Consider the following 14,550-nt stretch of genomic DNA (forward strand, 5'->3'; position numbering starts at 1 on the left):
TCATTCGCCCGCCGGCCCGTCGTCGCCCGGCTGCAGGCCATCGCTCGGCTTCTCCCCCTGCCGGGCGTGGAAGGACCGCCCCCATTCCCTGCGCACCCGGTCAGGGCCGTCAGGCCACTGCCAGGTGTAGAGCTGCCCGGCGAGCAGTGCGTAGTCGAGGGGGAACTGCTCGCGGCGCAGCAGCAGGACGATGTCCCGCAAGCGCTGGGCGAGCGTGGACAGGTCCGGCGCCGTACCGGCACGGACCAGCCGCTTACGCAGCGAGTCGTCGATCTCGTCCGGCTTCATCATGCGGCGCACGGCGGCGCCGACCCCGCGTGGTCTCCCGCGACTGCCCCGTTCATGCATGCCCGTGTCGCGTCGGGACTGCTGATGCAGCGCCCACAGCGTGAGAGCCGTGTGGAGGGCGTTCTCCGCGCGTTCGAGTTCGGGTTCGCTCAGCTCGCGGGCGTTGTCGGCGGGGACGTGCAGAGGCGAGGTGTCGACCAGAGCCCACAGGTCGGGCAGGCGCTCCGGCTTCTGTCCGGCACCTCTGCGCAGCCGGGCAAGGGCCGCGACGGCGTTCGACTCGTCGGCCAGATAGCCGCGTTGGAACACGCTGATGCGCGCATCGGCGAGTTCTTCAACCCGCTGGCGAGGAGTCGGCAGAGCGGTGGTGGTGATCGTCGTCATACGTGTTCCTTGGTGGCAAGCGCGGCGGCGGGCGTGGCGGCCTCTTGTCCACTGCCCGTGTCCGTCGGTTGTTCGGAATCCGCGGGATGGCCCAGACAGCTGTCGATGCGGTGACGGAACCAGTTGCCGGCGAGACCGGCGTTCAGCCATTCCGTACGCGACTTGACCGTAATGAGCACGCCCTGCCAGGCGGCATCGCCGGCCCGGTCGATGAGGCCGTTGCCCAGCCGGGACACGACCTCGTGCACCTGCCTCTGCCAGTCGGCGCGTGCGGCGTACGGATCCGCGCCGGCGTCCAGGGCTGCGAGCCAGGTCCGGTAGTGGGAGCCCAGCACGTGGAATCCCGCGTCGCGTGCCGAGGCCCGGGGCCCGTCGCTTTCGGTGCCTGCGGCGCGGGCGAGATTCGTCGCGAGGTCCCCGAGTGCCATGACGGCGTTGTCGGCGTCGGCCACGGCGCTGATCGCCTGCTCCGCGTACTCCCTCTTGCGTTCGTGGAGCAGGACGACCGCCATGGACACGTGGTCGTCGACGACCTCGTCGATCACCGACTGCTGCGTCCCGTACTGGGCGCCGACGATCCGCGCCCTGAGCAGGTAGCCCTCGTCCAGCTCGCCGTCCGTCACCAGCTGCGCGATCCACTCGAAGAGCCTGGGTGGGAGGTAGTCGGCGGCTTCCGCCCCCTGTGCGGGTGCGCCCCTGTTGGCGATCAGGGAGGCGAGCCCCCGCCATGCCGAGCGGGCTGGGTCGTGCTCGCGGGGCATGTAGGCGGTCGCCTCGCCGTGCTTCTTCTCCTGCGCCTTGCTGCGCCGCCAGGCGGTCATCGGCTCGCAGCCGTGTTTGTTGCGCGCGGTGAGCGGGTCTCCGTAGCCGAGGACCACGCCGTGGACGCCGTCGACGTCCGCGTGCAGCTGGATTCGCCGGGTCTGCCAGGTGTAGAGGTCGCGGACACCGGTGGGACGACGTACGGGTTCCGCCCCCGGCCCGCAGGCCTTCCGTCGCCAGGCGGGAAGGTCGTCGCCGGCATCCCAGTCGCTGAGGCCGACCGTGTCCGCGGGCGACACCATGTTGAGCAGAAGGGTGTCCCGCAGCGTGCTCCCCTCGACGAAGACACCGCCCAGGTTGCCCGCCCAGCCGACCCCGAGCGGGTAGACCTTGCCCTTCTTGGCCCGGTCGTCGCCGACGACACCGCTTTTGATGCCGGAGGTGTCGTACGCGTGCGCGTGCACGATCCAGCGGGCGGCCTCCGCGTACGTAAGCCGGTCGACGCCAGGCATGCGCGAGCTGAAGAAGGGGTCCCCGTTGGGCACGTCGGCCACGATGCGGTTGAGCGACGCCACCTCGCCCTTCTCCGTACGCAACCCGGCCACCTGGAAGAACGGCGTACGGGCGTGCAAGAGGTCGAAGCGGTCGCGATGCTCGTCGAGGTAGTCCCCGAGCGGCGCGAAGCAGTCGTCGTCGTCCCACAACGCCGCCCAGTGCTCGGTGCCCCGGGGCCCGTCGAGGGCGTCGTGGGCGACGGCGAACAGGAGCCGTAACAGAGCGAACTCCTGGGTGGGCAGATCGCCGACGATCCGTCGCAGCCCACGGGCCTCGTCGAACACCTGCCGCAGCGACATCTCGCCGTGTTCGCCGTTCAGACGCAGAACCGGAATCCATGGCTCCGATGTGAGGTCGAACGACAGCGCGCGGGCCGCGTCTTCATCTGTCTCAGTCACGGGTCACCTCAAGGCCGTCGCTCTCGCCGTAGCTCAGGGAAAAGCCTGCCAGCCGGGTCTGACAATTCTCGTCGAGCGCGAGAATCAGCTGGCCGGAGAGCCAATGGCTGTCTTTCATCTGCCAGGCGGGCACGTACAGTTCCTCCAGTTCGGTGATGGCCCGCTCCATGACATCGGCGTACGAGAACTGCATCGGCAGCCTCAGCCCGCAACTGGCCGCCGCCTTCGCCGCCCGCCGGGTCGGCACCTGATCCCGGGGCAGCTCCAGCCCGCCGAGCGCCTTGCCGTGCCGGTCGGGAGCGAGCCACGGGAGGGTCGTCAGCGTCCCGTCGCCCTTCCGCTGCACCACGACGACCTCCAGGTTCTCCCGGCTGTCGCGGACCTGCGCACGCCCGGCAGGGGTGTCGTCCGTGTCCCCCACTCCCGCGGCGACCCACCCGAAGAGCGGCTTGCCTGGCGCGCCCACCTTCCCCAGCCGGAACACGGACGCCCGGTCGGACTGATCGGCGCGGTGGTCTTCGTAGCGTTCGCGCGCGTCGGTCAACGCGTCCGCCCAGCCGGCGGGCTCGTCCGTCTCGTCCGCGTACGCGGCCTGAACCAGGGGGCTGATGTCGTCGGGCAGCCGTACGGGGCGCGCCTCCCCCTGCACGAGGTGCGGCAGAAGGGCTGCGGCGGATCGCAGGAGCGCATACGCCCCGTACACGGCGACCGACCCTCGTACGGGCACAGGCACCTCGGGATCCCAGTCGGCGCCCGTGACCAGACAGCGGGCACGACGAAGCCGCTCGGGACGGCCCTGCTGGTCCACGCCGCGTTGGTGGCGGTGCAGACGGCCCATGCGCTGGAGCAGGAGGTCGACCGGGCAGAGATCGCTGACGAGCAGGTCGAAGTCGACATCGAGGGACTGCTCCGCCACCTGACTGGCCACGACGATGTGCGGGCCCGGGGGACGGTCCCGTGCCGTGCCGGGAGGCCCGAAGCGCCTGAGGAGACCCGCGTCCTTGGCGGCCCGGTCGACGTCGACGAAGCACGAGTGCGCGACCGTCACGTTCTCGTCGCCGAACCTGGCTCTGAGCGCCTTCGCCGTCTCCAGGACTCGCTTGACGGTGTTGCGTACGACCAGCGCGCAGCCTCCGCCCTCCAGTTCGTGGGCGAGACGCTCGACGAGGGCGTCCATGCCGTCGTCGAACGGTTCGAGAACGACGTCGGTGCCGCGCCCGGAGGCGCCGGGGGTGCGCATGACCGGCGAACCGCCGTGCCTCACGGCGGTCAGCAACGGGTAGGCGGTGGCCCCGGCCACGGCCTCGAACACCTCCTCCGGCACGTCGGCCGTTCCCGCGTAGGCTTCGACGAGTTCGCGCCGCCTTCGGCTGGGAAGGGTCGCGGACAGGACCACTACGGGCACCCCGTAGGCACCGAGCCACGCCAGCACGCAATCCAGATAGACGCTCATGTACGTGTCGTACGCGTGCGCCTCGTCGATGACGACGACCTTCCCTGCCACGGCGAGGTGACGCATCGCCAGGTGTCGACTCTTGAGGCCGGCGAAGAGGAGCTGGTCGATGGTCCCGGCGACGAAGGACGCGAGCATTGCTTTCTTGCGTCCCCGCAGCCAGGCATGCGCGACGAGTTCGGCGGATGCGGCGTGCAGCGTCTTCGGGGCGTCGAGGTCGACGGCGACGATCTGCTGGGCGCTGTCGCGCATGAGGTCGCCGAAGTGCTCGTTCAGCGCGGCCTTGGAGTGGGCGAGGAGTACGGAGTGCTGAGCACCACGGGTGGAGGGGAGCCGGTCGATCCAGTCCAGCAGACGGGGGAACATCGCGTTGCCGGTGGCCATGGTGGGAAGGGCGAAGAAGACGCCGCCGGCGCCGGAGAGAGCGGCGAAGATCTCGGCGACGGCGAGCGCGGCCTCGGTCTTGCCCTCGCCCATGGGTGCCTCGATCACCATCATTCCCGGTCCGCCCATGGAACGGGCCAGCTCGACGGCGGCCTCCTGGACCGGTCGGGCCTTCGCCCCCTCGGGCAGACCGAACCGAGAACCGATGAGCTGCTGGGCGTCCTCCGTGGGTGCGAGCGGGGACCAGGGGGCGGGCAGATCGAGCCCGCGCCAGGCGGCAGCGACACGTTCCTCACCGCTACGGGCGGCGTCCTGCGGGAAGTAGGGGAACAGGTCGGCGTTGCTGGCGATCCAGTCGGCGACGATCACGAGCGAGGTGAGCAGTACTTGCGTGGTCTGCGGAAGCCGCACGTCCCGCCAGGCGTCCAGCCGGTCCTGTACGCGGTACTCCTCCGCACATGCGTCGAGCAGTTCGCCCTGCACCCGCTGCCAGGCGTCGCGGCTGGGGCCGGGGCTGCGTAAGAGGTGCCCGTGCCTCTGCAGGGCGGTGATCTGCCCGGGCTCCGGGGGCACGCCGTGATGCCCACCGACGACGACGGTCAGCTGCCCGACCTGCTTCCCGGCCCAGCCGTGCCGCTCCCGCAGCCACCCTCCGAGCAGCGCTTGGCCGGCTAGCCCGTGCGGGGCGATCCGGCGGTCCGGGCCGAGGGCCTTGGCGGAGCGCATCTCCAACCCGGCGTCCCGCATGCAGTCGGCGAGCTGATCGACCTGGCAGGCGAAGGCGGGCGTCGCCTTGCCGATGTCGTGAACCCCTGCGAGCCAGACGGCGAGCCGCCGCCCGTCACGCTCACCTTCGGGGAGTTCCGAGCTGACGAGCGCCCGGACGTTGCGGGGCAACCAGGTGTCCCAAAGCAGCCCGGCGACCGCCGCGCTGTCCTCCATGTGCCGCCACAACGGCAACCACCCGTCGGTGCCCCTGTCGTGCTTGGCCCACACGGTGCGGGCGGGGGCGGTGAGCCTGGCACGGAGGCCGGGGTGGCTTGCGGTGGTCATGAATCATGAGTACACGAGGAGCGCGAGACAAGATGTTCATACGATGCAAGTTGCATAGGTTCAGGGGTGGTTGACGTGAAGTTTCCATCACGTGGATTACTTTCGGCTAAAATGCCCTCTCGACTTGCGCGACTTGGTGAGCCAATGGGCAGCTTGGGGCCGTTATGCCGGATTCCGTGAAAGTGGTCAAAAACCCGACCCTCGCCGAGTAAGGCCGCAGGTCGCACAGTCTGCTCCCCGCACGCGCGGGGATGGTCCCCGGTTCGTGTTCGGTGGCCATGTGCCGGCGGACTGCTCCCCGCACGCGCGGGGATGGTCCCCGAACCGGACATGGGCCGGGCCTTCCTCTGTGCTGCTCCCCGCACGCGCGGGGATGGTCCCGCGCGGACCCCTCGGAGTACGGTCTCGTCTTTCTGCTCCCCGCACGCGCGGGGATGGTCCCCCGTTGGGCAACCCGTCAGGCAACCCGGAAAGCTGCTCCCCGCACGCGCGGGGATGGTCCCCGGGCGTCGGGCACCTCCAGCAGCTCGTCCGGCCTGCTCCCCGCACGCGCGGGGATGGTCCCGCCAGGGCCGCGCACCGCCGCTGCAACAGCGCCTGCTCCCCGCACGCGCGGGGATGGTCCCGTCCCCACGGCGGCCACCGTGACCGGACTGGCCTGCTCCCCGCACGCGCGGGGATGGTCCCAAGGCGATCGGCCGCGAGATCGGCCGCAACGACTGCTCCCCGCACGCGCGGGGATGGTCCGGTCCGGATCGGCCGATCGGGCAGGCGCTCGGTCTGCTCCCCGCACGCGCGGGGATGGTCCCGGGGCGGTGGCACATGGGGAAAAAGCGACATGCTGCTCCCCGCACGCGCGGGGATGGTCCCCGCCACAGGTCGCCGTCGTTGTCGATGTAGTCCTGCTCCCCGCACGCGCGGGGATGGTCCCACCGCCGCTGCCGGACCGGAGCGGGTCCGCCTCTGCTCCCCGCACGCGCGGGGATGGTCCCCCGCCCCCGGCGCCCCTTCCAACCCCTTCACACTGCTCCCCGCACGCGCGGGGATGGTCCCGGGTTCATGCGGCGGCCTGGCCTTCCTGCTCGCTGCTCCCCGCACGCGCGGGGATGGTCCCCGAGCGCTTCTACGCTGGCGCGGCTGGCCTGACTGCTCCCCGCACGCGCGGGGATGGTCCCAGGCGTCGCGACAGCGGTCATGGTCCTCTCCGCTGCTCCCCGCACGCGCGGGGATGGTCCCGGCCAGCTCCACCCGAAGGTCAAGTCCCTGTGCTGCTCCCCGCACGCGCGGGGATGGTCCCTACACGGCTATCGCGCAGATGGAAAAGACCCTCTGCTCCCCGCACGCGCGGGGATGGTCCCAGCCCATTGGCCTCGCCCAGGAGCTGGAGGCCCTGCTCCCCGCACGCGCGGGGATGGTCCCTCCTGGGCGAGGGTGCTTAGGCCGGCCGTGAGCTGCTCCCCGCACGCGCGGGGATGGTCCCCCGTGGTGATCGACCGTCACGCCCATGACATCCTGCTCCCCGCACGCGCGGGGATGGTCCCCCGGTCAGGCCCTTACCGACGGACACCGACCGCTGCTCCCCGCACGCGCGGGATGGTCCCTGCCCCACCGTCGCCGACGGTTTCACGCGGTACTGCTCCCCCGCACGCGCGGGGATGGCCCCGGGCAGCAGACCGGGGCTACATCAACGGCCGGCTCTGCTCCCCGGCACGCGCGGGGATCAGTCCTCAACCCGTTCGCGAAGACCTTGGCGCAGGTACCACCGCTTCGGCCCAAACCGTCTTGCCGGGCCCGACTCTGTTCCTCACGCCCCAGGAGGAGGCCACCGCATCAACGATCATGAGTCCCCGACCGCCATCCGCATCCACGTCGGGCTGCGACACCAGCAAGGGGCCGGGGCGGGCGTCGTGAGTGTCGGACACCTCAACCCGCACGACGCCGGTTCCGGACGTATGCACCAATCGAAGCTCGAAGTCCCGTCCCGGCACGCGCCCGTGCAAGACGGCATTGGCAGCGAGTTCCGCCACGAGCAGCGCCACCGTGTCCGAGAGTGAGGTGCCGTACGGAATGCCCCACGCGTCGAGCTGCCATAGGGCCAAGCGGCGCGCGAGGGCCGCGCCACGGCGAGTGGCGGAGTACCTCTGAGTGAACACATTTGCGGTAACGGGGCGTTGCTCCTGGAGCGGTGTCATGCGTACAGCCTTCCGCCCCACCCCGCCCCGGCAGCAGGAACTGCACCCATACAGATCACCCTGTACGAGTTGACCCGCTGGACAGGGTCGGTAGCTCTCCGTAATCCTGGCGATGTTGATCGACGCTCGAAAGGCGGGGCAGCCATGGCGGCACACCACGACGGCACCAGGGCCTCCGGTGAGCCCGAACTCCCGGACGGCTTGCAGACATTCGGCGCCGTCCTGAAGGCCCTGCGCGAGGCCGCCGGTCTCACTCAGGAGGAGTTCGCGCCCCGAGTGCGGTACTCGTCGGCCTACATCGCCAAAATCGAGCAGGGCAAGCGGTTCCCTCCCGAGGACCTGCCGGACCGGGCTGCGGAAGCTCTCGACCCTCTTGCGGGCAAGGTCCTGGCCGCTGCGATCCGCAGCCTACGGAGAAGGGCCGGGCTGGCGTCCTGGTTCCTACAATGGGCGGGGATCGAAGAGGAGGCGATCACGCTTTGCGCGTACGAGTGCCGGGGCATCCCTGGGCTGTTACAGCCGGAGAAATACATCCAGGCCGTGTTCGGACTCCAGCTGCCACCCCTTACCGAGGCGCAGATCGAGCGCCAGGTTGCAGCCAGGCTGGAGAGGCAGAGACTCCTGACCGAACACCCGAACACAGCCTTCAGCTTCATTATTGAGCAGTGCGTTCTGGAGCGTCAGGTTGGCGGGCCTGAAGTAACGCGGGCCGTCATCGACCATCTGCTCGACATCGGGCGGCGCACCAACGTCGAGGTGCAGATCATGCCGCTCCGGCAAGAGGACCACGCGGGAGTCGACGGACAGTTGTACCTGGCCGAGAGCCCTGACAACAGGTGGTTCGGCTACACCGAGGGACACCGCTCAAGTGCTCTGATCAGCGCCTCCAGTGAAGTGAGCATCCTGCTTCAGCGCTATGGCAAGCTGCGTTCACAGGCCTCGGATTGCCGGGCCACGGTGAGCTTGCTGAAACAGATGCGAGGAGCGCTATGAACACCACTCAAGACATGAACTGGTTCAAGAGCAGCTACAGCGGCGGCGACGGCGACAACTGCGTGGAGATCGCTCTGCTGTCCACCACAGTGCACGTGCGCGACTCAAAGGACACCACCCTTCCCCCTCTGTCCGCCTCCGCTGCCGCCTGGTCGGACTTCACCGCGTACGCATCCGCTACCCGCGCCCTCTGATCGGCCTGAGCTCCAAGATTGGTTGGCCGACGGCACGGTGCGGAACAAGAACGGTGGCGGAGCTGCGCGGGCGCGTAACGGCAAGCAAGCCAATTCCGTTGATCGCGTGTGCCGCTGTCAGGAGTTGGAGAGCCGCACGCCGGATCAGGTTCAAGGCATTTGTCCGCAATGTCGGACTCTGCAAAAGTGGTCGAAAATCGTCCGCCGGCTCAGTAACACCGCAGGTCGCGCAGCCTGCTCCCCGCACGCGCGGGGATGGTCCCGGTGGCCGTGTCGTGTACGACGACGAGACCTCCTGCTCCCCGCACGCGCGGGGATGGTCCCCCGCCGGAACGACGCGAATTTCGTGCCGGACGCTGCTCCCCGCACGCGCGGGGATGGTCCCATCACCAAGGGGCGCAAGGCGGTCGGGGCGCTCTGCTCCCCGCACGCGCGGGGATGGTCCCTCCAGCGCAGGTTCAAGGCGGCCTGCGTCCTCCTGCTCCCCGCACGCGCGGGGATGGTCCCGCCTGCAACGACGGCGAGTGGTACAACGCCGACTGCTCCCCGCACGCGCGGGGATGGTCCCTGCTCGCTCTTCGCGCTCATAGCGGGTTCCTTCTGCTCCCCGCACGCGCGGGGATGGTCCCGGATGGTCAGGTCCGAGAACTCCGCCGCTCCGCTGCTCCCCGCACGCGCGGGGATGGTCCCCGGTGCCAGGCCGGGGCGGGCTCCCCGGCGAACTGCTCCCCGCACGCGCGGGGATGGTCCCGCTCTGCCGTACGGGCTCACGGGCGACGTCGGCTGCTCCCTGCACGCGCGGGGATGGTCCCCAGCCCGCCGTCGTCGTCCGGGTCCGGGCGGCCTGCTCCCCGCACGCGCGGGGATGGTCCCGGCGTCTGGTTGCCGTGGCGGCCCTTCTTGAGCTGCTCCCCGCACGCGCGGGGATGGTCCCGACCTGGGCGGGTACCGGTTTCTGTCTTCCCGCTGCTCCCCGCACGCGCGGGGATGGTCCGCCTCCGCAAGGGCCAGACCCTCTTCACCTACCCTGCTCCCCGCACGCGCGGGGATGGTCCCTAGCCAGCTAGTTGATGGGGTTCTTTGCGAGCCTGCTCCCCGCACGCGCGGGGATGGTCCCGGCCTCTTCCCCCGCTGGGGAAGAGGTGTCGGCTGCTCCCCGCACGCGCGGGGATGGTCCCTGTCAGTTGGCTTGAAACTTGCGAGGGTTTTCCTGCTCCCCGCACGCGCGGGGATGGTCCCAGGAACTCGCCCTTCACGCTGGCCACGTGCTCCTGCTCCCCGCACGCGCGGGGATGGTCCCTGCGGCACCCCGAACATCCGGGACACCTCGGTCTGCTCCCCGCACGCGCGGGGATGGTCCAAGTGGCCGAGCTGTCCGGTAGTTCGGACACAGCTGCTCCCCGCACGCGCGGGGATGGTCCCGCCCTCCCGAAGGCCGGCATCCACCGGTGGATCTGCTCCCCGCACGCGCGGGGATGGTCCCCTTCGGAACCTTGGCCTCTTCCACGGCTGACTCTGCTCCCCGCACGCGCGGGGATGGTCCCGTCGCCGGGACCACCGTGCAGAAGGCCCTCCTCTGCTCCCCGCACGCGCGGGGATGGTCCCAGGGAGCGGGTGAGCGAGGTGCAGGGGTAGCCCTGCTCCCCGCACGCGCGGGGATGGTCCCCTGCCCGTCCGCCGGGCTCACGAGTGAGGCCACTGCTCCCCGCACGCGCGGGGATGGTCCCCAGACCACCCTCGCCGTTGCCCGGGACCTCGGCTGCTCCCCGCACGCGCGGGGATGGTCCCGAACGCTGACGGGTGACCAGCAGACGGCCCCCTGCTCCCCGCACGCGCGGGGATGGTCCCGCGGCGACGGCGGCGGAGCTGCGGCGGCGGGCGCTGCTCCCCGCACGCGCGGGGATGGTCCCGAGCCGGTCACGGTGTCGCGGGTCAGCACCTCCTGCTCCCCGCACGCGCGGGGATGGTCCCCGGCGACAGTTCGGCGCCGAACTGCGCCGACTCTGCCCCCCGCACGCGCGGGGATGGTCCCACCACCGTCCCCGGTACCTCGGTGCTCGGCGTCTGCTCCCCGCACGCGCGGGGATGGTCCCCTGTCCAGCACTCCGGAGCTTCAGGAGATTTCCTGCTCCCCGCACGCGCGGGGATGGTCCCTCGACGCAGGGCGTCGCCATCGCCAACAACTCCTGCTCCCCCCACGCGCGGGGATGGTCCCGACTACACCGCACTGTTCGCCGAGGAGTGTGTCTGCTCCCCGCACGCGCGGGGATGGTCCCCCGCTCAGTCCGTATTACGGGCTGCTGGGGCGCTGCTCCCCGCACGCGCGGGGATGCTCCGCCAGGCAGGGCGCGGAATGCCGACGCCAGGCTCTGCTCCCCGCACGCGCGGGGATGACCCCGACACGGCGGTGCGCGCGGCGGCCTCCGAGCTCTGCTCCCCGCATGCGCGGGGATGGTCCCAGCCGCGCTGGCTCGTTGCCCGCGCGAACCAGGGCCCGGGCCCGAGGCGCGGGGGTGTCGTCGGCGGTCTCAACTCAACGCGTCAGCCGTCGTCCGCCACCCGCAACGCGCGTGTGGCCTGTTGACCGAACTAACTTGACTGTTTACGCAGGTCAGTTGTGGTTCTGCTAGCTTCCCGTCATGCCCCGTGAAGAACGTCCCGGCAGGGATCTGAGGAACTTCGTCTTGCCTGAAATAGGCAAGGTGCTGAAGACGGGAGATCCTTGGGAGCCCTACCAGTTGCTGGACCCAGCCGGGAGACCGGTCGAGCCGGTCGCGGTGTACTTCAAGGATTTGATGGCCGGACCCTACTCGCCGCTAACACTTCGCTCGTACGGCATGGACCTGCTGCGATGGTGGCGCTTCCTATGGGTGCTCGGGATCGAGTGGGACCGCGCGACAAGCGAGGACGCCCGGGACTTCATGCTATGGATGAAGCTGGCGGACAAGCCCGTACGCGTCCACTGGCGCCACCGCAGCAAGGACCCCTCTGATATCCCCCGCCCCGGGCCGATAGGCCGGCACCACAGGCCGTGGTAGACGGCGAAGAGCGGGCCGGACAAGCAGGCGCCGGCCGTCCTCAAGTGGGAGAAGAGCAGCTCGGTCGAGTCCGCGAGGAAGGCCGGCAGGTCCGCGGCCGTCACGTGGCGCTGGATGAAAAGGACCTTCTGCTCCGGTACTTCGCGTTCGAGGATCTCGTACATGGCCGGGTTCCTTCCGGTGAGGACCTCACGGGCGTAGCCCACCGCCTCCCGAAGGGCCGCGTGCACGGACTCCTGCTGTCGCCAGTGGGCGGCGAGCAGCCGTACGGGCTCCTCACCACTCGCGACGAGCACCTCCGCGATCCCCGCCAACGGCATTCCGGTGGCACGCAGCAGGGCGATGCGGCGGGCCTGCTCGACCTGGGCGAGGCCGTTGCGGCGGAAACCGGTCCGTGGATCGACCCGGGCCGGTGGCAGGAGGCCCCGTTCCCCGTAGAGCCGCAGAGCCTTCGGGCTGAGCCTGGTCCGTGCGGCGAACTCGCCGATGCTGATCAAGTCCTCGTGCACGGGGCCACTGTGCACTCTCCCCCTGGGGCAGGAACAAGCCCTACGGCAGCAGGCTCCCCCGCCGTCCCAGCAGGAACTTCTTGAAGGCCGCCACCGGAGCCGTGTCCGGGTGCCCGTCCAGCCAGGCCACCCCGATCTCGCGCACCGCCCTCGGCGCCGTCACCGTCAGCTCCACCACGCCCGGCCGGGCCACCGCGGGCGGCGGGAGCAGGGCCACGCCCAGGCCCGCCGCGACCAGGCCCCGGAGGGTCTCCGCCTCCTCGCCCTCGAAGGCGACGCGGGGGACGAAGCCGGCCTCGGCGCAGAGGTCGTCCGTGATGCGGCGGAGGCCGTAGCCGGGTTCGAGGGTGACGAACGTTTCGTCGGCGGCTTCGGCGAGGCGGATGCGGCGGCGGGTGGCCAGGGGGTGGTCGTCGGGGACGACCAGGCGGAGGCGTTGTTCGTCGAGGCGGCGGGTGACGAGGTCGGGGGCGTCCGGGACCGGGGAGGTGAGGCAGAGGTCGAGGCCGCCGGCGCGGAGGCGTTCGATCATGGCCTCGCCGTAGTTCTGGACGAGCTGGAACCGGACCCGGGGGTGGTCGGCCCGGAAGGCGCGGATGAGGGCGGGGACGGTTTCGGAGCCCATCGTGTGGAGGAAGCCGAAGGCCACCTTGCCGGCGGTGGGGTCGGCGTCGGCGCGTACCGAGTCGGCGGCCTTCTCCACCTCCTCCAGGGCGCGCTCCGCCGAGCCGAGGAAGGTGCGGCCGGCCGGGGTGAGGGAGACCGTGCGGCCCTTGCGGGCGAAGAGGGCCACGCCCAGGTCGTCCTCCAGCCGCACCATGGCCCGGGAGAGCGTGGACTGCGGCACGCCCAGCTCCTGCGCGGCGCGGGTGACGTGCTCGTGGCGGGCGACCGCCTCGAAGTACGCGAGGCGCGGTGCGAGGACCGCGCGAATGTCTTCTTCGTAACTGCTCGGTGACAGCCGGGGCTGTGAGCTGCGTTGATGCGCCATGGGATTGATTATCCGTTGTTTGTGCATTGGACGCATGAACCGCGGGAGGCATACGTTCTCGGCATGCCTCCCGCCAGTACCGGGGCGTCCACCCTCACCGTGGCCGCCTCGACCCAGTCGTCCCCCGTCACCACCGACACCACCGGCCGGCTCGAACCGGGGCGCCCCGGCTACCGCCGGATGAGCTTCGCCCTCTTCGCCGCCGGTGTCGCGACGTTCGCGCTCCTCTACTCCACGCAGGCGCTGCTGCCCGCCGTCTCCGTGTCCTTCGGCGCGACGGCCGGGCAGGCCAGCTGGACGGTGTCCGCGGCGACCGGCGCGCTGGCGCTGTGCGTGCTGCCGATGAGCGCGCTGTCCGAGCGGTTCGGGCGGCGGCAGATGATGACCGCTTCGCTGGTGATCGCGGTGACGGTCGGGCTGTTCGTACCGTTCGCTCCCTCGCTGGGTTCGCTGATCGCGCTGCGCGCCGTGCAGGGCGCCGCGCTGGCCGGACTGCCCGCGTCCGCGATGGCGTACCTGGCGGAGGAGGTTCGGCCCAAGGCGCTCGTCGCCGCGATCGGGCTGTTCGTGGCCGGCAACAGCATCGGCGGGATGAGCGGTCGCATCCTCACGGGATGGGTCGCGCAACTGTGGGGCTGGCGGGCGGCTGTCGGCGCGGTCGGCCTGCTGGCCCTGGCCTGCGCGGTCGTCTTCCACCTCATGATCCCGCGCGCCCGGAACTTCACCCCCGGGACGCTGAACCCGAAGGCGCTCGCGAAGACGGTCGGTTCGCACCTCGCCGATCCGCTGCTGCGGCGGCTGTACGCGATCGGCGCGCTGTTCATGACGGTGTTCGGCGCCGTCTACACGGTCATCGGTTACCGGCTCGTCGAGGCGCCGTTCAACCTGCCGCAGGGCATCGTCGGTTCGATCTTCCTCGTGTACCTCGTCGGTACGGTCTCCTCCGCCGCCGCCGGACGGCTCGTCGCCCGGCTGGGGCGCCGGGGCGCGCTGTACCTCGCCGTCTCGACCACGGCCGCCGGCCTGCTGCTCTCGCTGGCGGACCAACTGGCCGCGGTGCTGCTGGGCCTGGTGCTGATCACGGCCGGGTTCTTCGCCGGGCACGCGGTCGCCTCGTCCTCGGTGAGCCGTACGGCCACCACGGGCCGCGCCCAGGCGTCCGCGCTGTACCAGTCGGCGTACTACCTGGGCTCCAGCGCGGGCGGCACGCTCGGCGCGGTAGCCTTCCACGCCGGCGGCTGGGCGGGCACGGTCGCGCTGGGACTGTTCGCGGTCCTCGGTGTCGTCACCATCACGCTGTACGGGACGCGTGCCGCGCGGGTCGAACGGCTCCGGCTCGCGCCCGTACAGAACTGA

The 14,550-nt window shown here is 70.7% G+C and carries 9 protein-coding genes, 1 pseudogene and 2 CRISPR repeat arrays; of the genes and pseudogenes, 4 read left to right on the forward strand and 6 right to left on the reverse strand.

Annotation, left to right across the window (positions count from 1 at the left end):
• The 4 genes from casB to BLW14_RS11610 all read right to left on the reverse strand — a co-directional run bounded on the left by casB (position 1) and on the right by BLW14_RS11610 (position 7,430).
• Positions 1–672 carry a type I-E CRISPR-associated protein Cse2/CasB gene (gene casB / locus BLW14_RS11595; protein WP_093706885.1) on the reverse strand — a complete coding sequence of 224 codons (672 nt, stop codon included), beginning with the start codon at positions 670–672 and terminating at the stop codon, positions 1–3.
• Complete coding sequence (gene casA, locus BLW14_RS11600) at positions 669–2,387, reverse strand: type I-E CRISPR-associated protein Cse1/CasA (protein WP_093706887.1); 1,719 nt, start codon at positions 2,385–2,387, stop codon at positions 669–671. Before casA ends, casB begins: the two co-directional genes overlap by 4 nt.
• A complete protein-coding gene (locus BLW14_RS11605; protein WP_093706889.1) occupies positions 2,380–5,277 on the reverse strand; it encodes a CRISPR-associated helicase/endonuclease Cas3 in 2,898 nt (965 codons plus the stop codon). The genes casA and BLW14_RS11605 overlap by 8 nt, the downstream gene beginning before the upstream one ends.
• 230 nt (positions 5,278–5,507) lie before the next feature.
• A CRISPR array of direct repeats spans positions 5,508–7,004; the repeat unit is 29 nt; unit sequence CTGCTCCCCGCACGCGCGGGGATGGTCCC.
• Entirely contained in the window at positions 7,005–7,430 is a 426-nt protein-coding gene (locus BLW14_RS11610) for an ATP-binding protein (RefSeq protein ID WP_093706891.1), read from the reverse strand.
• Between the two features lie 183 nt (positions 7,431–7,613).
• Here BLW14_RS11610 and BLW14_RS11615 point away from each other — a divergent pair, with 183 nt between their 5' ends.
• From BLW14_RS11615 to BLW14_RS35110, 3 genes are all read left to right on the forward strand, one after another.
• Positions 7,614–8,462 carry a helix-turn-helix domain-containing protein gene (locus BLW14_RS11615; RefSeq protein WP_093706893.1) on the forward strand — a complete coding sequence of 283 codons (849 nt, stop codon included), beginning with the start codon at positions 7,614–7,616 and terminating at the stop codon, positions 8,460–8,462.
• On the forward strand, positions 8,459–8,656 hold the full coding sequence (locus BLW14_RS11620; protein WP_093706895.1) for a DUF397 domain-containing protein: 198 nt from the start codon (positions 8,459–8,461) through the stop codon (positions 8,654–8,656). The genes BLW14_RS11615 and BLW14_RS11620 overlap by 4 nt, the downstream gene beginning before the upstream one ends.
• Before the next feature lie 234 nt (positions 8,657–8,890).
• Positions 8,891–11,115: a CRISPR direct-repeat array (repeat unit 29 nt; unit sequence CTGCTCCCCGCACGCGCGGGGATGGTCCC).
• Positions 11,116–11,493: 378 nt separating this feature from the next.
• Positions 11,494–11,694, forward strand: coding sequence for a hypothetical protein (locus tag BLW14_RS35110; RefSeq protein WP_256332999.1), 201 nt, complete (start codon positions 11,494–11,496; stop codon positions 11,692–11,694).
• 302 nt (positions 11,695–11,996) lie between these two features.
• Here BLW14_RS35110 and BLW14_RS35115 read toward each other — a convergent pair.
• A pseudogene (locus BLW14_RS35115) lies at positions 11,997–12,218 on the reverse strand (MerR family transcriptional regulator); the annotation flags it as partial.
• 25 nt (positions 12,219–12,243) lie between these two features.
• Positions 12,244–13,194 carry a LysR family transcriptional regulator gene (locus tag BLW14_RS11635; RefSeq protein WP_093706901.1) on the reverse strand — a complete coding sequence of 317 codons (951 nt, stop codon included), beginning with the start codon at positions 13,192–13,194 and terminating at the stop codon, positions 12,244–12,246.
• A gap of 63 nt (positions 13,195–13,257) precedes the next feature.
• On the opposite strand from BLW14_RS11635, the gene BLW14_RS11640 reads away from it, so the two are divergent.
• Positions 13,258–14,550, forward strand: a complete 1,293-nt coding sequence (locus BLW14_RS11640) for an MFS transporter (protein WP_093706903.1) — start codon at positions 13,258–13,260, stop codon at positions 14,548–14,550.

It is taken from the genome of Streptomyces sp. 2131.1, assembly GCF_900105515.1.
GTDB classification, from domain to species: domain Bacteria; phylum Actinomycetota; class Actinomycetes; order Streptomycetales; family Streptomycetaceae; genus Streptomyces; species Streptomyces drozdowiczii.